This is a genomic window from Burkholderia reimsis, from assembly GCF_003294055.1.
Classification (GTDB): Bacteria; Pseudomonadota; Gammaproteobacteria; order Burkholderiales; family Burkholderiaceae; genus Burkholderia; species Burkholderia cepacia.
Genome location: NZ_QMFZ01000062.1, coordinates 1 through 22,442, shown reverse-complemented (window position 1 = coordinate 22,442; position 22,442 = coordinate 1). Strand labels below are relative to the sequence as shown.

The following is a 22,442-nucleotide window of genomic DNA, read 5'->3' as shown; positions in this document are numbered from 1 at the left end:
GTATTCACCTTATCTCCGAGGGTCCAAAAGTCCCGAAAACGATCCATCTGCATTAAAGCGTATCCCTTGCCCGCTGGGGAGGCGGAACTCAACGCCACCGCGTGAAAGTCCAGTGCGAGTCGTCGCCGGATTGCTCAGAACTCCTTTCACGAACTCGCTCGCGGCCGCATTCTTTTCAGGAATCGAGCCAGTGAGCGGTTCAAACGTCCCGCCTGCGCGGCCAGAATGCTTGTCCCATGCTCTCGCAGCCGCCGACAGACCAGAATCATTGTAGGGCTGATCCGCTGCCTTTTGATAGGCGCTCATATTGTCATCAAGCGCGCCGCTCATTGAGGTCCTGCTACCCGATGTGCCGGGCAACAGCGGACCCGATGTGCCTCTCCTGATTCCGATCGGGGCATCGCCCCCGCCACTGAACATCATTGATGCGATTGCCGCTCGCAACGCTTGCTTACTACCGATGACCTCTTGAGGTGTCATCAGATTTTCGACTGATGCACGTTGAATAACCTCCATCCAGAGCGCGCTAAGATTCAATGCCTCCTGATTCGACAGATTCCCTTGCGCCTCCAGTGCGTTCAGTGCGGCAATCTGTGCGTCAATGTCCGCTCGCGTAAGCGCTCCCCTCGGCTTTCTCAGTGCATTCGCTACGCCTGTCGCCAGCGTCTGCATACGCGGCGTCGTGCCCTTCACGAAGTTCGTCGCATTGTTCTCAGTCTCGATCAAAGCTGCGGCGGAAGTCGCCGCCGCATCTCCGCCCAAAGCTGCGGTTGTGCCAGCCACGATCGATTCAACCAGCCGCTCGCGTTGCAGCTTTTCCTCATTGGTCAACGTAGATGCCTGCGTACCGTTCAGGCTGTCCAGCAGGTTGTTCAGAACCACGCTCGCCGCCGCGCCAGCCGCACCCGCGCCGCATTCCTTGCCGCCTGCCGCTGCGCCGGCGCAGCCGACAAGTGCCTGCAACGCTGTACGGGCAGTCTCGCTATCGAGCGCGTCAGCAACACCCTTTACTTGTTCGGTCGCAAGACTCTGGAAATAATACGCAGCCGCGCTCTGTACCATCGCACCGGCCGAACCAGTAACGCTACCGCCGGCCGCCATCGTGATAGCCGTCAATACTCTGCGTCCGGTTCCCCCCTCCAACCATGTCGAATCATCCTGAATGGTCTGCGTCAACTGCGCGATTTTTGCCGCGTCTTGTTGGTCCTCCGGCTTCGCCCTTTCTTTATCCAGGGCCTTTTGTGCGGCGTCCGCTTCGGCCGCACGGTTCTGGATAAACGTCCCGGCTTCACTGATGAAGTGACTCGTAATATCGAACCCAGCTTCGATCTTGTCCTTGTCGAAGATCGGTGCGAGCGCACCGCCGGTATTTGACGTATCGCGATTGACGCTCGCGACCGCTTCATCGGCCGTCTTGCCTGTCAGTTCCTGTTGCTTGGCGGTGTCGGTAATCGTGAGCGAACCACCGCTGATACCGCTACGTGTCGTGGAATTAGCATCGCCCGAAGCACCAAGGGCAACCGGAGGCTGCGCGCTCCAACCGCCGGAGCCATAGCCGGCAGAAAGCCCCACTTGCGACGCATCGTAGGATGCATGGTTCTCAATATCGCTCGTCGTCAGTGTCGCTGTCGTCAGGCTGTTTGCGCCGTCTTGTACCGCCTTGTCGCTACTCGCGATCACACCGCCCTTGAGGTCAGTATTGCCCTTGACGTTGACTTGGAATCCACCGTCACCTGCCTTGATGCCCGATTGCTCGGATACTGCGGCGTAGTCGCTGTGCATCTTTTGCTGACTGAAATTCGCCGACCCGCTCGAAGTTCCGTAGCAGAACGGCGGTACACATACGCTTATCGATACGCCTGCGCTCTGTTGCTTCGAATCGTACTTGCTTGTGTCTTGCAGGCTCTGAACATTCAGATTGCCGCCCACATCGGCCACGACTTGCTTGCCGGATGCGACCGCGCCAATAAGGTTGGTATCGCCACCAGATTCCAGAGTCAGCTTGTTACCCGCCGCGACGTGCGTATTCGTATATGTCGTATCGCTTCCGTTGCCGTTGCCCCGATTGCCGGAAACACCGAGCTGGAAAGACAAGCCGTTTTGCTGACCGACACCCAGTGTCACACCGATACCCGCGCTCGATCCGCTGCTCGTGCTGCGCTGGCTATCCGTGTTCTGTGCAGCCTGAAGGTTGACCTTGCCGTCCGCCTTCAGCGTTGCATCGTTGCCGGCGCTGATCGTGCTGCCAACAACATCAATATTGCTGTTAGCGCCTGCGCCTGTTGCGGTAATGGAAACGTTATGACCGGCCGCGACCGTGCTGCCAACAGCAGTGCTATATGACGCAGTCGAACTGCTATTGCTGTGGCTCGTACCAAGAGACACACTGACGCCCAAATTCCCGACGCCGTTCCCGGTTTGCGCGACTTGATCATAGGCGTTCTTCGCAGCCAACCCTGTTGTTGCAGCCGCCAACGCGTCGAGTCGTGCATCGCCCTTCGTGCGCTGGACGTCCTTCCCCATCTGGATGCCCGTTTGCACGGCGGTAACAATCGTGCCGCTCAGACCGGCGGTGATACCCGTCTGGCTAAAGGATTGCTGCTCGCTCTGTGACCCTGTGTTCTGAGCTGAATCAATCTTGACCGTCTTGCCGCCAACGTTCAGGTCGTTGCCAGCATGCAGGGTGCTGCCAGTCACATGCACATCGTTACCGGACGTGATCGACAAGTTGCCGTTCAGCGAGCCGACCATGCTGCCGACATTCGCAACGCTCGTAGCTTGCTGCGCATCGGTAGTCTTGCGCACACCGATCGTATATCCCTGCAGGCCGCCGTCGAGCTGGTTCAACGGATTCAGACCGGAAAGGAAACCGTAATCTCGTTTTTCGTAGTAGCTCTGTGCGTCCTGCGTGTCCTGCGAAGTCGTGATTCTGACGTTACCCATGGCATCGAGCTTCACGTCGTTGGTGCCAACAACGTTACTACCTTGAATGGTCAGATCCTTACCAGCGTGCACCTGGACAGTATCGCCCGACAGAGTGCTGCCAACGCCGATATTGGATTGCGTGTTTTGCATTCCATCCGTTGTCGAGCCGCTGACGAAACTACCGCGCTTCGTCTGCACGTCGCGGTAGTTGTCGTGTTCTTCACGACCTTCGTTCATCGTGACGTTGCCGGTCGCGTTAACCGTCACCCCGCCCGGCGTCATGCTGTTGGTACCCGAAGTGACCGTCGAACCGGTCAGCGTGACGTTACCCTTCGTAGCGTCCCTGGTGTTGATCGCCGCAAGTCCCGCATCGTGTCCAGCCGAGAATGTCGTGCCGATCGCAGTCTGATCATAGGTGTGGTCGACTTCCTTCCGCGCCCGACCGTCGACTGCAACGTTATTCAGTTGGTGTTCGTCGGTGACCGTTGTGGCCGTCAGGTTTCCGCCCGCAGAAACCTGCAAATCATTGCCAGCGGAAACGGACGCTCCCTTGAACGTCGCATCGTTGCCACTGACCATCGTCAAATCGCCACCGGCACTGATGCTACTGACAACGTTCGTCGTCGTAGATTCTTCCCAATGCCGCTGGTCGTTCAGGTGCATCGATTGGTTCGTGATCGACTGTACCGTATCGACGTTGACATCACGTCCGACCGTCACGAATGCCTTCGTGCCGGCTGACAGATTGGCGCCGTGGATCGTCAAATCGCGCCCGGCATCAATAATGAGGTCGCTCGTCGCCGCGATCGTCCCCTGTTGACCGAGCAAGGTTTGGCTAACCTTGCTAACCCCGGATGTGCCGTTCACGCCTGCTGCGTCAACCAGCGTCGTATTGACAATGTCCCGGCCAGCCAACACGGCTACACGGTTACCGGCAATTAGGCCCGACGCGTTCACAACATCATTAGTCGCAGAAACCACTGTGGTACCGGTCTTGCTGTCGCTCGAAATCGTGCCGCCGCGATTCAGGATATCGGACGCTGTCAGCACGGTCTTCGAACCACCCTTGATGACGCCCGAAACCGTCGCGCTACCGGCCGCATGGATTTCCACATCGTCGGCCGAGATCAAACCGCCCGTCGGTTGCAGGTCGTTCGCGTGGGTCTGCGACATATAGACGACAGGGGCCAGCACATGCGTCGTGCTGCCGTCAGGCAGCGTAACGGCCTGATCGACCAGCCACACGATATCGCTCGTCAACGCGTCCATTTGCGCGGCGGTCAGCGCCATACCGGGCACCAAGCCGAACGACTTCGCGTAGTTCGCGCCGTTGGTCATCAGCGCCCGATACTCGTCTTCTGCGCTATCGTAGCCCGGCAGGAAAGTACGCCCCGTCAATTGGGTAACTTGGTTGCGCACCATCTGCTGCTCGTACATGCCGTCGCCAAGACGCTTTTCGATGCTCGCGGGATTCAGGTTCAATTGCCCGAGCATGTAATCGCTCGAGATGAACTTTGTGTACGTCGTCAAGCGCGGATCGGTGACGACCAGATAGGGCTGGCCCGGCGTGGCATGAATCGAATACATACCGCTCGTCGGCAACGTGATCGGCAGTGCGCCCGTCGAACTCGCGATCGATTGCAGTGCGGGGACCGTCGTCGTGCCGCTGGCGGCGCCGACCTTGTTCAATGTGCCACCGGTCACGCCTTGATTGGCCGCATTGTTGCCGAGCGTGCCGCCCGTTGCACCGGTCGTAGAGTTCTGCGCGGCGACGTTCTGGTTGTTGACGTTCTGGCCTTGGATGGTCACCGACTGGTTCGCGATGATCGTCCCGCCCGTGCCGCCGATCGCGATCGGCGTATGGACGACGGACGGCTCAACGATCGTGCCGCGATCCTGCGTAGTATCTTCGTTCCATGCGTACATCGACACGATGTTGTCGGTCTGATACTGATACAGCGTCCGACCGACGTTGTTCACGTTCGTGCCACCGTAATTGCCGCTGCCAACGGAACCACTTTGCTGTGTGCTACCGATTTGAATCGACTTGCCGGCCGTGATCGCGCTGTAGTTGTTGTTGATCGTCCCGACGTTCGCCATTGTGATACTGCCGCCTGCGACGAGCTGGGCTTGCGGCGCCTGGCTCGTTACCACGTCTTGCTGGGTCGTGGAGGTAGTATCGCGCCAGATTTCGACGCGCTGATAGCCGTTATGACCGTCGCTGCGCGTCTTGTATTCCGTATCCGGGACGTAGTTGACGTGCGGATCGTATGCATCCCAATAGTTGACCGTAACGGAACCGTCCGCGTTGGTCGTCAGCGTGTTGTAGTAAATCGTCTGCTGCTTGCCGTTTACGTTCACGACCAGCACCTTGTCGGTCGCATTCGGTCCAGACGATTCCGATACAACCTGCGAAGGGCTATAGCTTGAAGTGAGCGCCGTTTTATAGCCGTTCACCCACATCGCTTGCGAGCAGCCACCGTTCGGGTCCGCATTCATCGTCGCGCAGACGATGTATTTCTGACGCTTGGTTTCGTGCGTGGTCGTCGTACCGGTCGTTTGAGTCGTGATGGTCGGCGCGGGACGTGTGTTGGTGAACGTACCGGCCGCGATTTCAACATTGCCTTGCGCTTCGATCGTGGATTGATCGTTCAGTACGTTCTGCGTGCGGTTTGCCAGCAATCCGTTGACGTCACGTTGGCCGTTAGCGGCGATATTGATATCGCCAACGCTGAACAGGTTCGCGCCGCCAGTGTTTGACAGTTGGTTCGTCGCGTACAGATTCAGTTCGTTGGCGGCAGCAAAGACTGCGGCGGCACCGGTATTGGTGATCGTGTTCGCGTTCGACGTGACGTTGTAACCGATGACGGTGCCCGTGTTGTTCATCGTGACGCTGTTGGTCACGACCGTATCGCCTTCGATGCGTCCCGCGTTGTTGATCGTGCCGCCGTTGGCATTGACCGTCGTCGTAGCGGAATTCAGATCCGCACCGGTCTGGTTGTCGACGTTGGCCGCGTTCACGGTCAATGCGCCGTTGGCGTCGATGGTGCCTTGGTTCGTCAGCTTTCCGGACGTAGTGAACGCCAAATCACCGTTCGCATGCAGCTTATTCGCCGCCGTCTGCGTGTTGTCGCTCGCGAGCGTGATTGAACCGTTACGGCCCGCGACGATGGAGCCGTCGCCAGTCAGCGAGGTCGCGGTCAATGAGAGGTCTTGATCGCTACCGATCGCGCCGCCCTGATTCGACAACGCACCGGTCTGGATCAATACGCTACCGCCGCTGTATAAGTCGTTGCCAATCTTGCCCGACGCGTTGTCGATGGACATCGTTTGCAGTGACAGCACACCGTTTGCGCGTACCGAGCCGCCCTGATTCGCAAGAGCCGCATTCGCGCCATTCAGCGTCAGATTGTTCGCAGCCGACAGCACGCCGCCGTTGTTGTTCGCGTTGCTACCGACATTCAGCGTGAGGTCATGGCCCGCGACGGTTTGACCGCCTTGGGCGTTCGTGAGGGTCTGCGCCGTGAGCGTAACATCGCCGTTCCCGCCAATCGTCCCCGCGCCGGATTTGCCGGACGCATTGGTGTTCGTGATCGACGCGCCACCGTTGATCGTCGTCGCACCCGTGCCGATATTGGCAATGCGGCCGTCACTGTTATCGATGCTTGCGCCGGACAGCGTGAGCTTCGAAGCGGTGCCGTTCGCCTCGATCTGACCGCCGCTATTGCTGACCGCGCCTTGCGCGGCGATTGTCAGATCGCCGTTCGATTGAATCAGACCGGCCGCGTTCGTGAGCGCGCCATTCGATTGCACGGAAAGCGACTGCGCAGCGAGCAGCGACCCGTTCGAATTGTCGATACTGCCGCCGGATACCGAAACTGCACCGTTACCGCCGATCGTGCCGCCTGCGGTGTTGGTCAGGGCGTTCGCGGTCTGTACCGACAGCGCGCCCGCGCCGATCTCCTTCACAGAACCGCCATCGTTCGCCAAGCTGTCGCCCGTGATCGTCAAGCCGTTGCTCGCTTCGATCGTGCCCGAACGGTTGTTGATCGCACCTTGGGCATTCAGCGTAACACTGTCGGCTGCGATCGAACCGCCCGCGCTGTTGTCGAGCGATTGAACACCAAGCTTGGCCTGTCGCTGCGCGGAAATTGCACCGGCTTGATTGGACACCGCAGCAGCGGTCAGCGCGAGCGCGCCGTTGGTCGCAATCGACCCGCCTTGGTTCGAAAACGCACCGGTCCCGATCGTCAGCGTTCCGCTACCAGCGTGCGCAATCTTGCCGTGATCATTGATCAATGTGGCAGGCGTGAGGCTCAGATCGACGGAATTCGTTTGCAGGATGCCCGACGTGTTATCGAGCGTGCCGCTAACAGCGATCGTGGTCGGGTTCGTTCCGGTCTGCGTGATCGTGCCCGACCGGTTCGAAAGATCGGTTGCCGACAACGACACTTGGCTTGCCTGAATCGAGCCCGCGCTGTTGTCCAAATTGGAGGCATGGACGTTTGCCACCGCGCCCGCGGAGATGCTGCCCGACGCGTTAGCCAGGTGCGAGCCTGCGTCGATCGTAACGTTCTGGGCCGCCGACAGCGTGCCGCTTCCATTATCGAGCGATTGCGTAGCGACCTTCAAATCGGTTTGCGCGCTGATCGAGCCGTGATTGGCGACGCTACCAGCTTGAACCGTGACGCCACCATTGCCACCGATCACACCGCCTTGCGCGCCGTTAGCAGTGGTGCCCGATGCATTCGTCAGGGCTCCGGTTGTCGTGATCGATACACCATCGGTGTTGAGCGACGTCACCCGCCCCGCCGAGTTGTCGAGCGAGGCCCCGCCAACAGTGAGGCCTGTTGTACTCTGGATAGTCCCTTGATTGTTGGCAATCGCGCCGCCGTGCAGGTCAATCGTGCTCTGCGACACCAGCGTGCCGCCCTGATTCGACACTGGACCTGCCGACTGCACCGACAGCGGCCCCTGCGACGACACCTTGCCACCTTGGTTCGAAACGCTTCCCGCCGTCAGCGTGGCGCCGCCCTGGCTCGACAGATTGCCGTGATCGTTGATGAGTGCCCCGGCCGCCTGCGCATTGAGCCCGCCCTGCGCGCTCGTCGTCGCATTGGACAGGTTCACATCGCCAGCAGTCGCGGTCAGGGTAAGGCCACCGTTCGCGCCGGTATTGCTGCCAGCCAGATTGACGCCGTAGCCCTGGAGCGTTGCATTGCCGCCCGCGATGTTCTGACCGGTCGCGTTCAATTGACCGGTCGTCGTGATTTGCAGGTCACCGCTTTGCGTGACAGCACCGTTGCTATCCACGCCTGCGCCGATTGCACCGCTCGAATTCAGCGAACCCGCATTCACGCCCACGTTGTGCTGCGCGGCGAGGGTGCCGGTGTTCGTCAGGTCCGCGCCGGTATTCATCGATACCGATTGCTGGCTGTATGTGGTCCCGCTGTTCTCGATACCACCGGCCGCCGTTGCATCAATGTTACCGGTCGCCGTCGTCTTGCCCGACAGGACGAGTCGACCGGCCGTTGTGAGCGTCAGGCCCGCCGCGTCCGCTGCGATGGTGCCGGCGTTGCGCACACCTACGCCCCCCTCAGTCCCAACCAACAGAATTCGATTGCTGTACATTCCGCCCAATTGCGCGACATCAATTGCGACGGCAGGAGCGGCACCTTCGCCTTGAATCGGAGTAGCGGCAAGCGTGTCGTGGTTGACCTGATTCGCGCCAGCGATTACGCTCAGGTTGTTCGCATAAATGGCGGCGTTCGCCTGTACTGCTCTTGCAATCAGATCAACACTATCGACATTCGATGCGTTCAGGCCCGCGCCTTGTACCGTGATGAGGCCGCGCGTCACACTGAAACCTGCCAGCGAACCGTCTGCATTCAGGTTCGGCGTGCCGGTCGTGAGAATTGCACGCGAGGTGTTGATAAAGCCCCCGCCATCGACCACCAACCCAGCAGGATTGGAGATAATCATTTCGGCACGTTGGCCGGCAATCTCGACGTAACCTTTCAGTTGTGAAGGGTTCGAGCTATTGACCTGGTTGATGATGATTCTGGCCGAACCGTTCGGGCTGAGGTTCGGGTTGCCGTTCACGTACCCAGCTTGCTGTGTGCTCGTTAGCGTGGGTGAGTTGTTGACGATAACGCCTTGTTTCGGTACGTCGAACTGCGAATAGGTATTCAGCGATACGCCGGCGCCAGACGGTTTGTTGATGTTGACCTGCTGAATGCCGTTCTGAGTCTGGATGACGGAAGGTGCATTCGCGCCTGCGCCCACGACCTGCGCGTCGGCCCACATGGGAGCGATGCCTGCCGCAATTAGCACCGCGAAAGCGGCATGGCGCAAAGCGAAGCTCGCCAACGCGCTCGACACGCGATTGGCAACGGCACGCGGCGCCTCACCCTTACTGACTTTCCCCGTTGCGTGAGCGGTCTCCTCGACCGCCACCAGCATGCCGCGCACGCGGCTGAATACCAGACGATATTGGTTCTTATTCATGGATACGGCAAACGCTTCTTAGACGTCAAGCAAATGGATCGGAACGCCTTGCACAAGTACAGAGACGCTCTCTGACGTCGAAAGCAACGCTGCCGAAGATTGTCGGTACTTCGACACTTGTGATTGCGGCGGAATGGCGGCCCCTCACGCCGCAATCTACCGAAAGGTTCGCCCTCACAATGTCAGAAATTGCCAAGACCGAGTCCATCCGGGCCGTTCAGCGCCCACGCCCCGGCTCGAGAACGAGCCCGCTCTCAAATTAAAGTTTTAATCGCCAATCAAATCCATTTGACAATTAAAAACATTCCCATAAAAACTGCCACGCCTAGCCGATATTTCGATAATAAATCGCACGCTGCTACATCGACGAATTTCCAGCATCGAACCACCCTAGTTCTACAAGGGTTTTTCACAATCCGGTGCCGCACGACCCAACCCATCCATATTTTTCTCCCAAGGTCCTCAATTCGCGAAATTAATATATCCAGACGAGCAACCGAGACGCGCTTCATTGACATTTCGATGCATGCTGTTGCACGTGCCGAACCAACTCTCAGCGCAGTGATCGCGCCCATCTTCGATGTGTCAGATATGCAACAGTCTCGCGACGCGAATCGCGCTAGCGACGCTGGGCGGCATCGCACAGAAGCCGAGCGACGCCTGTACGAGAAAGTCACGGATGCACTAGCCAGCAAAAAGGCATCGTCAGCTTGCATCTGGTAACGATCCGATCGCTGCATTCGCGCAAGTCAGCGGAAGGCCCCGTACAGCGCAGCCCCGCAAAGTAACAGCCGCCCACTTCGTATCTGGTAGACCTATTTTGGATGCGAGCGGTCGCTTAATTTTCCACAAGCGCCAAGTATGCGCGGCATAATTCCTGGATTCGTGGTCGCCCTCCGGTCAGGACTCGGTGTTGGTCTCCTGCATGTCGCCCTACTACCAGCCGCTGACCAATGCTTGAGGCTAGATTGAATCGATTGAGCAGCGGCTCAGGCAGAATCACAACCAACAACGACTACATGAACTACGAGATTCGTCCATTGCATCGTCATCTGGTCTACCTTTTCTGCACGCTATCAGCCGTGCTCTCACTGTCGAACAACGCAAACGCCGTACTGATGCCCGGCGGCATCTCGGCCGATCCATTTGCTGGACACGACAGCGAGGTGCGAAACGCACTGTCGGCAATGTCGGGGGAAGCCGGTTTCGCACAACTTCCCGCTGTCGAGAAAGCGAATATGCTCCTGCGTCTAGGTCTACGACGCCAGCGGCACCGCGACTACGAAGGCGCACTACGTCTCTATGACGCGGGTCTGCTATATCTACCCAATTCAGATTCCCTCCTCGTAGCCAGAGGAAACGCCCTGCTGCTCTTGAAGCGCCCCAGTGAAGCGCTCGCCGCTGCGGATCACGCCATCGGATCTAATTCAGGAAACGTCGAGGCATACGAAGTACGCGGCCTGGCTCACGAGAAGATGCTGCAGTTTGCGCCCGCGCGCGACGCCTATAGTCAAGCGCTGTCGATTGCCCCTACACGAGTGCGTACGTTACGAGCTCGAGCACGTTCCAAGCTGGAACTTAAAGCGTATCGAGAAGCGATCACTGACTGCGACGCAGCGCTAGATCTCGGCGATCATTCAGCATGGGTCTATTTTTATCGTGCCGTCGGTCACTCTGAATTGGATGAAAATGAAGCGGCGATTGCCGACCTCACTTCCGCCATCGGTCGCGATTCTGCGTTTGCCCTCGCTTACTATAGCCGCGGTGCAACCTATCTCCGGCTTGGGAACGCGGAGTCTGCTCGCCAGGATTTCTCAACCGTTCTGGGCTTCTGGCCCCACCACGCGCAGACGTACGTGATGCGTGGGCGTAGCGAGGTAAGCAGCGATCAACTGGACCTCGCGCTACACGACTTCTCCGCCGCAATTCGCGAAAATGCAGAGTATGCCGACGCTTGGTACTGGCGCGCGAAGGTCGAATATAGGGAGCGGCAATATGACAAGACGGTTGAAGACGATAGCATCGCGATCAACCTCGATCCGAAACTGGTAGGTTCCCTAATCGATCGGGGTAACGCGTATGCGGCGACGAATCGGTACAGCGAAGCCATAGCCGACTATTCGATGGCCCTGCAGCTTGGTACGGAGAACTTCGCTGCATACACCAATCGTGCAATTGCCTATCGAAAGACACGCGAATATTTCAACGCATTGGCCGACTATACAGAGGCGCTTCGGTTACCGTCGACGCCGAAAAGGCAGGCATACGCATACTCGGGACGAGCATCAGTATACGAGTCTCTGGGCCGAATGGAGAAAGCAGTGGCCGATCTGAGCAAGGCTATCGATCTTCAGCCCGACGATCCCGACCTCTACCGCTCACGCGCGCTGGACTATGAGCAGCTCGATGATTGGCTGAAGGCAATCGCGGACTTGACGAAGGAAATTGACCTCAGTCCCGACAATGCAACCGCCTACCGGATTCGAGGGGACGATCTTGTCTGGATCGACGCAGACACACAAGCCTTCGCCGACTATGCACAAGCGCTCAAGCTGCGCCCGAATCATGTCGGCGCGGTACTAAGCCTTGCTCAATTGCACTTCTTTCGCGCCGAATTTTCTGACTCTATCAAGGCCTTTAACGAATACGAACGAATCAAAGGTGACGACGACTGGTATCCATATGCCATCATCTGGCGACACCTCGCCGCCACACGGGTCAATGTAGATGATTCGAAACAACTGGACGAGGCTGCCCGAGCGTTGACGGAACATGATTGGCCATATCCGATCGTAGAGTACGTTCTCGGCCGCCTAGACGAAACTACGCTTCTTCAGCGTGCCAAAACAGGGGATGCTGCGGCGATACGAAATCAGACATGCGAAGCCAATGTCTATATCGGCGAGCGGTTGTTGGGACACAACGAAACGAGCGCGGCCCGGCCATGGCTCACTAAAGCCGAGAATGAGTGTCCCAAAAATTTTCTCGAGCGGCAGATGGCGAGAAGAGAGCTGCATAGGGGCGATCTGAATGCGCTTGCCGGCAGCCCGGCGCCCACATCAGACGGTGTCGCGTCGGTCAAGCCCGATAGCGACTGCGCGAGAACAGAATGCACAAACGATGTCGAGGGTCCCCGTGATCGAGGTCAGCCTGCCCGCCTCGCAACCCAGTGTCGACACCGGCAATGCCTGGCGGAGTGCGAAGAAGCAGATGGCGTGTGACAGCGCTGCACGACAAACGTATACGACGGGACGGAAGACTGGAGCATGAGCGACCAACACTATTCGGCAGGCATCGGCGACCTGAAACGGGTGGCGTGGCTACCCACTCGCGAATCGATTGAGAAGAAACCCCGCCGATCAGGCTCGCGCTCAATGGCGCGCGCGTCGATCGCAGCAATTCTCGTGTCGGCGGTCGTCACCTGGGTGTGCCTCGACGCAATATTGAGTGACGCGCCTCGTCCGGTTACCGCCCACCATACCGGGAAGTGACCATGGCACAACGAACCATTTCGATGGCGATCATCGTGACCGGCATGACTTTGATGCTGTAGTACGGTAGCGGGCGCGCTGCGTACCGTGAACAATGAATGGGCGCGGAAGAGCTGCAACACGAACACAACGGCATGCGCCCGCCTCGACAGAACGTGCAACGCCACGCATGGCCCGGACAGGAAGGCCGATGTGGTAACCGCGGGCGGCCCTCATACGCGGCGGCGCACGCAACCGATGGAAACGATCCGATCGCGGCATTTGCGGCCCAGCCTGATGAAGTCCTGCCAGACGACCGGCAGGCGAGTCCCGCCGTGACCGACGATTTCATCAAAACCAGCAAGCCGCGCCCCATGGGCCTTGAACACGAGTCACACGAAAACGAAAAACAACCACTGCGCTACGCGGACACGCGCCTGCGGTATTCGACGACTCTTGATCGCCTTGCTAAACGTCGTGGTTGGCGGCCGGCGACCCTAAGAACATTTCATGGCGCTCGCCACTGAACATTGCTGTCCACTCAATGTCACTGCTGTCGCCATCATGCCGGTACTCTGTCGCAGAGAAGACAATCTGAAAGCCGTAGTCGTGACCGAATCGTTTCAATTCGTTGATATAACGGCCCAGATCGATATCGTGGATTTCGTGCTGCTTGGGCGTATCGAGAATCAGGAATCGCAGGGGTACCTCGCCGTTGAGTTCCGCCAGAGCCTGAATGACTGCCGCATGGTAGGCGAGGACCACCCGTACTTTCGTGCTGCCTTTGAGTTGGGCCAGTGACTCGGAACCAAACGTTGGTATGAAATCATCCTTGAATCGAATATCGTCCGAGACGTTGCTTGTCTGCAGAATGTCCAGCCACTTCAACAGAGCATCCTTGATGGCGACGCGAAGCTTCACCACCCCTGGAGTCATCTCAGCGTCACGCGTCAGCGCCTGAACCCTATCGATGGCTTTGTCACGCTGCTCGATCGCCTCGGCGAGTCGCTTGCCCAGCAATTCCGCCCGTTCGATATCGCGTTTTCGCATTTCAAGATCGAGTACCTGGGAGGTCAGCGAATCGAGCGCAGAGCGAGTCGCCTGCGCGACTGAGCTGTTTGCCGAGGCATCACGCTGATTCTCGAGATCGCTAATATGCAATCGGACCTGCTGTTGTTGCTGGAGAAAGGACTCTTTTCGCAGCGCGTTGTGAACCGAGATCCGCTCCAGATCCTTGATCTGATCCCGGAGGTACAGCAAGTTCTTTGCGTAAGACTCGGTGCTGAACGCAAACAGTCCGCCCCCCTCCACGCCGCAGATCTCGTTGAATGACGCAAATACGCGCTTCGCTTCTTCGTTCAGGTTCAGAGTCGCGACTTCTTCCTCGATCTCCGAGACGATCTGTGCCATGTTGACGCTGCGCTTGTCGATCTCAGCCACCTCAGCCTCAAGATCACGCAGATTCCTGCGTCGTTCTCCGATAAGCTGCTCCAGGGCAGCGACCGCCGCAGTGTTGGTAACTCCAGTCTGTTGCAGCCGGTCCATCTCGGTTCTGAACTTCACCAACTTGCCCGTCACGTCCCGCAGCGAATCTGGATCGCTAGCCGTGGCTGAGCCGTCGGCCGCTCGGCGCCTGTCCAGCACCATCTGGTCCAGGCGATCGAGCTCACGTTTGGCGGCGAGCAAGTCCTTTTTTGAGTCGAAGGAATTCTTGCACGGTAGCCGTGCGAGCAGTCTCAGCATCTCCGTATGCTGGTCCTTGATGAAGGATGAGGGTGGCGCGTAGAAGGCGCCATAGCCATCATCTTGATCAAGATAAAAGAAAGGCAGCAGGGTCGCCATATAGGGCTTGGTGGCGATATTCGAGCTAGAAACGAGATTCGGGGACGGCAGCTTCAGAAGATCGAACAGATATGCGGAATAGTCTCTTTCGTTGAAAAATTGTTGCCGGGTTCCGGAGGGTTCGATGACTTCCACATCCAGCATGTTCGCGCTATAGACCCGGGTCAACGTGTACCGTGCACCACCGCATTCGATCTCCAAGGTCGCTTTCTCGCAACGTGCAACGATATCGGCCCGGAACTTTACAGGGTACCCAAGGCAATACACAATTGACTGAACGACAGGCGTCTTGCCGGAGCCGTTCGGACCAAACAGCTGCGTGACTTCGTCTGCGAAGTCCAGTCGGGTCGATCCCAGCCCGTGTTCGCCACGTGGCGAGATCTGCAGCGAAAGAAGTTTCATACCAATCTCAAGTCCAGTTGACGCTCTACCGACAGATTTCGGTAGGCGCGTTGCACCTGTGCGAGTTTGATCGCGAGGTGATCGTCGCCCTTGGCGGCTCTGCTCACTACTTTCTCACCGAGCTCGGTGATCTGCAGCTTGGACTTGCGGTTGTCGACCCGAACCAGCCCCGCGATTTCAAGAAAGGCGAGCGCCTTCACGGTTCGAACCCGAAGGTTCGCGGACCATCCCAAGTCCTGGACGTCACCCTTGAAGCCGGTGGTCGTCGCGCTGAGGCACTCGCCGACTAGTTGCCCCAGTTCAGCCACAGCAGGCTTGCGTCGGTCCTTTGCGAGGATAAGAAGCACCATTGCGATGAGCGGGATGTGAAAGAGTGCCTCATTGCTCAGTCGGTAAGGCCGCAACTGCTTTTCGCGCGTGACAGGAATCGCAATGTTCCTCGCTTCCACGCTTTCTAAAAATTGCTCAAGATTCACGATTTGAACCTCACAAGAACCGCGAGCAACGCACCAAGCAGATGCTCGTCTTTCAGATCGAATATCAGTCCCTCAGCGGTCAGCCGCTGGCGAAGCGTCTGGAGGTGCGGTCGCAATTTCGACACGCGGAAATCGCCGAAATTCAGGATCAGTGTCTTGAACACCTCCTCAACCACCGCCATCAAGGAAAGCAGGTTGATCTCATTGATCACCTTACGGTTTGCACGTAACCAGACGTCCCAATCAGTCTTGCAGCGGGCACAGACCTCGACCTCATCACTGTTCGCCCCTGCCGCGATCAGCACGCGTTGGATCACCGATGCGGTCTTGATGGCCTTCTCATCGCCACCCGTATGCAATGACTCGTATGCGTCGTAGGAGATGGCGAGAATTTCGAGCAGGTCGCGGATACCAATGCTCGCCTTGCGATCGATATTCTCCTCACTGAAGTCAACGATCGCGCCTGCCGAGCGTTGCTCCACCAGTGCGAGCAGATCGAGCGCAATTTCGTGAACCTCGTTGCGGCTCAGATCAATTTCACTGTATTCGTGAATCTTCTCTCGTGCGAACGGGAAAAACGCTTCTTCCTTGTCCTTAACGTACTCAACATCCGGCTCGAACACCAGTTTGGCCATAAGGATTCGCACCTCAGGCTCCGTCAGCTTGCGTACTGCGTAGGGGAAGCAAGCGTTGAACCGCTTCGCGAGTTCCACAACGAGTTGATCGGAAAATGTACCTGAATGGATGTCCGCAAGGATCTGTTCGATCCGATCTTCGAAATTGATATTTGTAAGAAGTACGATCTTGTCACAGGTTTCAAAAAAATTGACCGTATGACAAAAGAGCTTGCCTACGAAGCTCTCACGAATGGCATTCGAATCCTGCTTGGCTTGGTCCCGGATCGAGGACTTGAGTCCGAATACGTCGTTCAAGGTCCAATTTTCGTTCTGCTTCTTCTTTGTCTTGACCTGAACAAACCGATAGCGGATTGTGCCGCCAGAAGTTGACCTGACGACAAAGTCGTCGTGGTAGTCGCAGTACACTCTGTCGACGCCTGATGCTTCGAGAATCGCCAGCGCAGCGATCGCCGCTGCTCGCGTTTGGGCCTTGTATCGCGCAAAGGTATCGCGTCCCGATTGTTCACGCGGTTTGATTTCATGAAGCTTCACTTGGTCCTCGGCTTTTTATTTTTTGCTCTCGGTCATAGCGACTCTCTGCGACGATTCTAGCGGATTCGCGACGAAACCGGCGTCTCTGTCAACACGAGCGCCGAGCGGTTGAATTTGTGCATACACCTGGACGGCACAATGCCAAGCACGTAATCGACCGTGACGGAATTGTAGTTCTGTAACAGTCGGCACAGCAATGTCTAACGCGTCTGCTGAGATGGAGATGTCGAACGAACAGTTGCGATCTGAGAAGGCCCCGATCCACCGAAAATTTACGGTCGCTCGCTCAGTGGCCACGACTCCAGCGATTCAAAAAAATTTGAGACACATATCACCGCCCTGAGCAAGGCCAATCAGGCCGCTCCGCCGATGCAATGCCGCGTCGGCGCAGTCCACTCAGGAGTCTCGCGTGATTATCTCTGCTTTCAACTTGCTACTGGTTGCGCTGTCCGTAGCGCTCATCGCGATGTTCGCGCTCGTCGCATACTGGCTGGCGACGCGGCATCGAGCAACACCAGATGCAACATCACCCGCGGGGACTGCTCCCCGGCCATGTACCCCGTACGACGATACTGGTTGGGACGCATACGCCCATCCACAGTACTCCGAGCAGGTCCGGCACGATACGGAATTCACGTGCCGCCACCGTGCGCATGGCGACACCATCGACTTGGAGAACGAGCCCACTTCCACCACTGCTGGGGAATCCGCGCCGGGACAGGCCGTTCACTGCCCCCACTGCCTCTCGACACACATCGACCCGCGCTATCGCGGTCGCAAAACCGGTCGCACGATCGGCAGCATCATCGGTGCATCAGGTGGTATCGCCATGGCGCTCTCGGGCGCCGAAGCGGGCACAGCGACCGGCATCGTCGCCGGACCGGTTGGCTCGATCTTTGGCGGCCTCGGCGGCGCAATCATTGCCGGACTCTTCGGCAGCGCAGCCGGAAGCACGGTCGGCTCGGCTGTCGGAATCGCGATCGAGAGCAGGGTCCCGCCTCGCTATCAATGCCGCTCGTGTGGTTTCACGTTTAGCGCGCCGCACCAATAGCGTCGCTTGCCTCGCCATTGCGGCGCATCCAACCCGTCACACCCAGGCTGACTGCTGCAAGGGCTGCCACTGCCGCAACCCTCTCATCGCAGCCGTGTGTCGGCATCACCCTTCTCAGGAATCAAGTGATGACTCCAATTTCTCCTCTGGAGTATCTTGCCTCGTTCGCGCTCGCCTTCCTCTGCGGTGCGCTGGTGGCCGCGTGTCACTGCCGGTACATCGGCAAGGTCCGGCGCGACGCCTATGCCAATGCATGCGAGGCCCCCGCCCATGCGTGATCGCCATCCCTTCTCGCCGTACGACGACGAGGACGACGATGACAGTCCGGCGTGGCAATCGGCGTTGAACCGGCTGCGCCAGATGGATGAGCCCCCCGAATCAGACGAACCGGAATCGCCTCGCTACCGGCCTGGCAAGGGCGATCTCGTGCATCCGTGTCCATCTTGCGAATCGTTTCGCGTCGAACAACGCCACATCGCACGGCGTATCTGTAGTGCTGTCGGTGCAGCAGCAGGCGCGACGAGTGCGATCACCGCCTCGTTGTCGGGTGCCGAAACCGGTGCAGCCATCGGCATGCTCGGTGGCCCGGTCGGTGCCGTGTGCGGCGGCGTTGCCGGCGCGATCCTGGCCGGACTGGTGGCAGGAGCAGCCGGATGTGCAACAGGCGCGGCACTGGGCGAAGCCCTCGACCTGAAAGTTCTCGACAACTGGCGGTGCCTGGCTTGTGGACGGGTTTTTACCGTCCGTCCCGGCTGACACTTCGCCTCTCTCTTCCGTTTCGTTCCTTTCATCTCGGTGCCCGGCCCGTATCGGGCTTTATGCACTTCATTTCACAGGAGTACAAAAAATGCATCTCGTACAGACCATGGCGTTTACAGGCGAGGAACCGTGGCACGGCCTCGGCAACAAGCTCGCCCCGAAACAACCGCTCGAAGTCTGGAGACGTGCCGCCGGCATGGACTGGACCATCGAGGAAGCTGAAGTCCGCTTCGTCGCCGCGGGCAATCGTAATCTCGGCTCCATTCACGCGTTTCCCGAACAGAAAGTGCTGTATCGCTCAGACACCAAAGCACCGTTGTCGGTCGTGTCAGCACGCTATCAGGTTGTGCAACCCGAAGAGATTTTGGAGTTCTATCGAGACCTGACGGAGCTCGGGGGGTTCCAGCTCGAGACGGCCGGCGTGCTGAAGGAAGGTCGCAAGCTGTGGGCGCTTGCACGCACCGGGCAGTCAGGCACGCTGAAGGGCAAGGATCAAATCAACGGCTACCTCCTGTTGGCGACAGCCTGCGACGGCACGCTAAGTACTACTGCGCAATTCACGTCGGTGCGTGTTGTCTGCAACAATACCCTGCAAATAGCCCTGGGGAACAGCACCGGTGCGATCAAAGTCTCGCATCGATCGCAATTTGATGCGACCGCAGTGAAGCGACAGATCGGCCTGGCCGTCGCCACGTGGGACGCATTCATGGCGCGAACAAAGGCGCTTGCGGATCGTAAGGTGACGGACTCGGCGGCCGAATCGTTCCTGCGGCGTGTGCTGACCTACTCGACCGTCAACCTTCCGGATCGCGAATCGGTTGCCGTCAACGAGCGCGCGATCAAGGCGGTGGGCCAGCTCTATGCCGGACGCGGGAAAGGTGCGGATCTGGCCTCGGCGTCTGGTACGGCGTGGGGTTTGCTCAATGCGGTGACGGAATATGTAGATCACCACCGTCGTGCCCGTAGCGATGACCATCGCGTTGATGCTGCCTGGTTCGGTGCGGGAGCAACGCTTAAAGAGCGCGCCTGGGACGAGGCCATGAAGCTTGTCGCATGAAGGAGCCCACACCGCACCTAGCTGTCGATATGCGCATTCAGATCCCGCGCGGAGCCGGCTTACGGTTCGGCGGCCGTTACGCGACGATTCTGCAAATCAAGCCGCAAGGCACGACTGTCCACCTCGGAAACGGCAAGCTCGTGACCTATGCCTACGATGCGTTGCAAGACGCATTCCGACGCACCACCTCCGCGTAACTCCGCATATTTACTCGCCCTCGGCCCGGCCAGATTCGCTCTGCCGGGCCGCTTTGTTCCTGGAGACTGCATGAATACCCCTCACCCCGAGCCGCCACGTACACGTCGGCCCGCGCTGAAGCTCGTCAAGACGCAGGACCTGAGCCGCGACGATTGGCTTGCCGTTCGTCGTACCGGCATCGGTGGCTCCGACGCCGCCGCCGCTGTCGGGCTCAATCCTTACATGAGCGCTCTGGAATTGTGGCTCGACAAAACCGGACGCGCAGATGGTCTCCCCCGCCCTGATCCCGCTGACACGACATCTCCAACTTACTGGGGAACACTGCTGGAGCCGATCGTCGCTGCTGTCTACACCCAGCAGACCGGCAACAAGGTCCGCAAGGTCAACGCGGTGCTGCGTCATCCGTCGATTCCCTGGATGCTCTCCAACATCGACCGCGAGGTCGTCGGTGTGCCGGACATTCAGATATTGGAATGCAAGACGGCGGGCGAATTCGGTGCGCGGCTATGGCGAGAAGGCGTCCCCGAATACGTGCAGATTCAGGTTCAGCATCAGTTGGCTGTCACCGGCAAGTCTGCCGCACACGTCGCCGTGCTGCTGTGCGGACAGGCGCTGGAAGTTCATCGGATCGATCGGGACGATGCGTTGATCGGTCGGCTCATCGAACTCGAAGCGCGCTTCTGGCGATTCGTGGAGACCGACACGCCACCACCCGCCGATGGATCGGAATCGGCCGATCGTGCGCTACGTCATCTGTATCCCGGCAATGGCGAAACGATCGACTTCAGCGACGACCACCGATTGTCGTCCGTGTTCGCAGATCTGATCGCGGTACGGGCCGAGATCGAAATCCGTCAGCAGCTCGAGGCGCAGTTCAAACAGACGATCCAGCAAGCGATGGGTGACGCAATCCGGGCCGTATTCGAAACCGGCGCCGTGTCGTTCAAGCGCAGCAAGGATTCGTCCGGAGTCGATCTGGCTCGACTGCTGGCCGATCACCCGGAGTTCGAAGCGCAGTACGGCATCTCGAAGCCGGGTTCCCGGCGCTTTCTTGTTTCTACCTGACAGGAGTCCGATCGTGGCCCAACGCATGACAAATCTCGAATGCCTCACGGAGATCATGACGTTCTCCCGATACGGCGCACTCGCACAAGCATTCGTGATGGATGCGCTGAGCAAGCATGCCGAGCGTGTTGCCACCGCGCTTCCCGAAAAATTGCAAGAGCAATTCGGCATTCACCCGCTCGTCAGCGTCCACGCGTGGCAGGGCGTCGCCCGCGAGATCCATACCAAGCTCGAAGCGCACTTTTCCCGGTAGCCGCCACAACGCTCGCAGTTCTCTTCTCCCCATTTCTATTTTGAGGACCACCATGCTGAAAGGACTCGCCATCACGCCGCCGGTCATAGGCCGCATTACTATTGGAAAAATTGTCGAGAAGAACGGCAAACGCCTCCCCGAGAAAGACGACCAGTTCACGCTCACCACGCAAGTCCAGCAGCGCGGCGAGTGGCTGTTACATCCGCTTAACGAAACGCTGCGCAAGGCAACGGCTGGCAAGCTGCGCGCGATCCCCATTCGTGTGCTGTTCAACGATCCGGATCTCAACCTGCGAGCCGAGTACTCGCTGTTCGATCGCGATACCGGGCGGCCCGTGTGTGTCGGCAACGGAGAACAGTGTCGACGTGTCACCGATGCCGGTATCGAATCGTTACCCTGCCCCTCGCCTGATGGCTGCACGTTCGGCCGTCACGGCAATTGCAAGCCCTATGGACGCTTGAATGTCATTGTCGGGGACGATGACGAGATGGGTTCGTTCATCTTCCGCACCACGTCCTATAACAGTATCCGGACGCTGGCTGCGCGTCTGCATTACTTCCGGGCCGCCTCAGGAAATCTGCTCGCCTGCCTCCCACTGGAACTGAAGCTGCGCGGCAAGTCGACCACGCAAAGCTACCGCTCCGCGATCTACTACGTCGACCTCGGTGTACGTTCAGGGAGCAAGCTTGAACAGGCGTTGATCGAGGCGAAGGAACTGGATGCGCGCCGTCGGGCGACTGGCTTCGATCAAGCGGCACTCGACGCGACAGCGCGGCTCGGTTTCGCCAACGGTGCGTTCGAAGACAGTCCGGACGAACAGGCGGCCGTGGTCGAAGAATTCTATCCAGATACGACCAGCCCCGATACCGGTGACGGTCACGCCGACGCGACAACCGGAACGCCACCGTCGACCCTGCGCGACAAGCTTGAACGCAAGGCCGTGCTGCTCGGCGGCAAAGCGGCATGAGTTCGCGTCGCTTGGCGGTCGTCCTGGCGATCGGCGCAACCTCCACTGCGCTCTGCCTGTCGGTGCTCGCCGGCTGGCAGCGCGGAGGATCGCTCCCCGAGCGGCTCGTCTGGGTCGCGATTGGTCTGGTGCTTGTCGCGAGCGCGCACCTGTTACCTGCACTGCTCCGGGATACACCGATCGTCGTGCGTTGTATAGGTAGCGTGTTATGGGGCGCGTGTCTGGCGACGGCTTGCTTCGGTCACGCGCAGTTCTTCGTGATGGCGCAGCAGCATGCCGGGGAGCAACGCGCGGCGGCGGT

The 22,442-nt window shown here is 58.8% G+C and carries 15 protein-coding genes and 1 pseudogene; 11 read left to right on the top strand and 5 right to left on the bottom strand.

The window, feature by feature from the left end:
- Positions 1-9: 9 nt before the first annotated feature.
- Positions 10-9,432: a hemagglutinin repeat-containing protein gene (locus DPV79_RS38775; protein ID WP_244321883.1), complete on the bottom strand. Its 9,423-nt coding sequence runs from the start codon at positions 9,430-9,432 to the stop codon at positions 10-12.
- A gap of 1,019 nt (positions 9,433-10,451) precedes the next feature.
- Here DPV79_RS38775 and DPV79_RS38770 point away from each other — a divergent pair.
- The gene (locus tag DPV79_RS38770) at positions 10,452-12,653 is read left to right on the top strand and encodes a tetratricopeptide repeat protein (protein ID WP_165843625.1); all 2,202 of its coding nucleotides are present in this window, start codon (positions 10,452-10,454) and stop codon (positions 12,651-12,653) included.
- Between the two features lie 45 nt (positions 12,654-12,698).
- Positions 12,699-12,923 (top strand): hypothetical protein, encoded by a 225-nt coding sequence (locus DPV79_RS42375; RefSeq protein ID WP_133295772.1) that lies wholly within the window; start codon positions 12,699-12,701, stop codon positions 12,921-12,923.
- A 212-nt stretch (positions 12,924-13,135) separates the two neighbouring features.
- Here the strand turns inward: DPV79_RS42375 and DPV79_RS42930 are convergent, their stop codons facing one another.
- From DPV79_RS42930 to DPV79_RS38755, 4 genes are all read right to left on the bottom strand, one after another.
- Complete coding sequence (locus DPV79_RS42930) at positions 13,136-13,291, bottom strand: hypothetical protein (RefSeq protein ID WP_165843624.1); 156 nt, start codon at positions 13,289-13,291, stop codon at positions 13,136-13,138.
- 79 nt (positions 13,292-13,370) lie between these two features.
- Positions 13,371-15,146 carry a hypothetical protein gene (locus tag DPV79_RS38765; protein ID WP_113047892.1) on the bottom strand — a complete coding sequence of 592 codons (1,776 nt, stop codon included), beginning with the start codon at positions 15,144-15,146 and terminating at the stop codon, positions 13,371-13,373.
- Entirely contained in the window at positions 15,143-15,622 is a 480-nt protein-coding gene (locus DPV79_RS38760) for a hypothetical protein (RefSeq protein WP_113047891.1), read from the bottom strand. Before DPV79_RS38760 ends, DPV79_RS38765 begins: the two co-directional genes overlap by 4 nt.
- A complete protein-coding gene (locus DPV79_RS38755; RefSeq protein ID WP_113047890.1) occupies positions 15,619-16,791 on the bottom strand; it encodes a dsDNA nuclease domain-containing protein in 1,173 nt (390 codons plus the stop codon). Before DPV79_RS38755 ends, DPV79_RS38760 begins: the two co-directional genes overlap by 4 nt.
- A 409-nt stretch (positions 16,792-17,200) precedes the next feature.
- Here DPV79_RS38755 and DPV79_RS43530 point away from each other — a divergent pair, with 409 nt between their 5' ends.
- The 9 genes and pseudogenes from DPV79_RS43530 to DPV79_RS38720 form a co-directional block, all read left to right on the top strand.
- Positions 17,201-17,842, top strand: a complete 642-nt coding sequence (locus DPV79_RS43530; RefSeq protein WP_244321882.1) for a hypothetical protein — start codon at positions 17,201-17,203, stop codon at positions 17,840-17,842.
- A 128-nt stretch (positions 17,843-17,970) separates the two neighbouring features.
- The gene (locus DPV79_RS42925; protein WP_165843623.1) at positions 17,971-18,120 is read left to right on the top strand and encodes a hypothetical protein; all 150 of its coding nucleotides are present in this window, start codon (positions 17,971-17,973) and stop codon (positions 18,118-18,120) included.
- Positions 18,113-18,598 carry a hypothetical protein gene (locus DPV79_RS38745; protein ID WP_113047889.1) on the top strand — a complete coding sequence of 162 codons (486 nt, stop codon included), beginning with the start codon at positions 18,113-18,115 and terminating at the stop codon, positions 18,596-18,598. Before DPV79_RS42925 ends, DPV79_RS38745 begins: the two co-directional genes overlap by 8 nt.
- A 91-nt stretch (positions 18,599-18,689) precedes the next feature.
- On the top strand, positions 18,690-19,658 hold the full coding sequence (locus DPV79_RS38740) for a DUF932 domain-containing protein (RefSeq protein ID WP_113047888.1): 969 nt from the start codon (positions 18,690-18,692) through the stop codon (positions 19,656-19,658).
- Positions 19,655-19,855, top strand: coding sequence for a hypothetical protein (locus DPV79_RS42370; RefSeq protein WP_133295771.1), 201 nt, complete (start codon positions 19,655-19,657; stop codon positions 19,853-19,855). Before DPV79_RS38740 ends, DPV79_RS42370 begins: the two co-directional genes overlap by 4 nt.
- Before the next feature lie 70 nt (positions 19,856-19,925).
- Positions 19,926-20,921, top strand: a complete 996-nt coding sequence (locus DPV79_RS38735) for a YqaJ viral recombinase family nuclease (protein ID WP_113047887.1) — start codon at positions 19,926-19,928, stop codon at positions 20,919-20,921.
- Between the two features lie 25 nt (positions 20,922-20,946).
- The gene (locus DPV79_RS38730; protein WP_113047886.1) at positions 20,947-21,174 is read left to right on the top strand and encodes a hypothetical protein; all 228 of its coding nucleotides are present in this window, start codon (positions 20,947-20,949) and stop codon (positions 21,172-21,174) included.
- A gap of 52 nt (positions 21,175-21,226) precedes the next feature.
- Positions 21,227-22,141 carry a recombination directionality factor gene (locus tag DPV79_RS38725; protein WP_113047885.1) on the top strand — a complete coding sequence of 305 codons (915 nt, stop codon included), beginning with the start codon at positions 21,227-21,229 and terminating at the stop codon, positions 22,139-22,141.
- Positions 22,138-22,442, top strand: a pseudogene (locus tag DPV79_RS38720) (hypothetical protein); the annotation flags it as partial. The gene DPV79_RS38725 and the pseudogene DPV79_RS38720, both read left to right, overlap by 4 nt.

Bases quoted from the DNA above. Each gene is read 5' to 3' on its own strand.
- DPV79_RS38775 (WP_244321883.1), bottom strand. From the start codon at position 9,432: ATGAATAAGAACCAATATCGTCTGGTATTCAGCCGCGTGCGCGGCATG.
- DPV79_RS38770 (WP_165843625.1), top strand. From the start codon at position 10,452: ATGAACTACGAGATTCGTCCATTGCATCGTCATCTGGTCTACCTTTTC.
- DPV79_RS42375 (WP_133295772.1), top strand. From the start codon at position 12,699: ATGAGCGACCAACACTATTCGGCAGGCATCGGCGACCTGAAACGGGTG.
- DPV79_RS38765 (WP_113047892.1), bottom strand. From the start codon at position 15,146: ATGAAACTTCTTTCGCTGCAGATCTCGCCACGTGGCGAACACGGGCTG.
- DPV79_RS42925 (WP_165843623.1), top strand. From the start codon at position 17,971: ATGACTCCAATTTCTCCTCTGGAGTATCTTGCCTCGTTCGCGCTCGCC.
- DPV79_RS38745 (WP_113047889.1), top strand. From the start codon at position 18,113: ATGCGTGATCGCCATCCCTTCTCGCCGTACGACGACGAGGACGACGAT.
- DPV79_RS38740 (WP_113047888.1), top strand. From the start codon at position 18,690: ATGCATCTCGTACAGACCATGGCGTTTACAGGCGAGGAACCGTGGCAC.
- DPV79_RS42370 (WP_133295771.1), top strand. From the start codon at position 19,655: ATGAAGGAGCCCACACCGCACCTAGCTGTCGATATGCGCATTCAGATC.
- DPV79_RS38735 (WP_113047887.1), top strand. From the start codon at position 19,926: ATGAATACCCCTCACCCCGAGCCGCCACGTACACGTCGGCCCGCGCTG.
- DPV79_RS38730 (WP_113047886.1), top strand. From the start codon at position 20,947: ATGACAAATCTCGAATGCCTCACGGAGATCATGACGTTCTCCCGATAC.
- DPV79_RS38725 (WP_113047885.1), top strand. From the start codon at position 21,227: ATGCTGAAAGGACTCGCCATCACGCCGCCGGTCATAGGCCGCATTACT.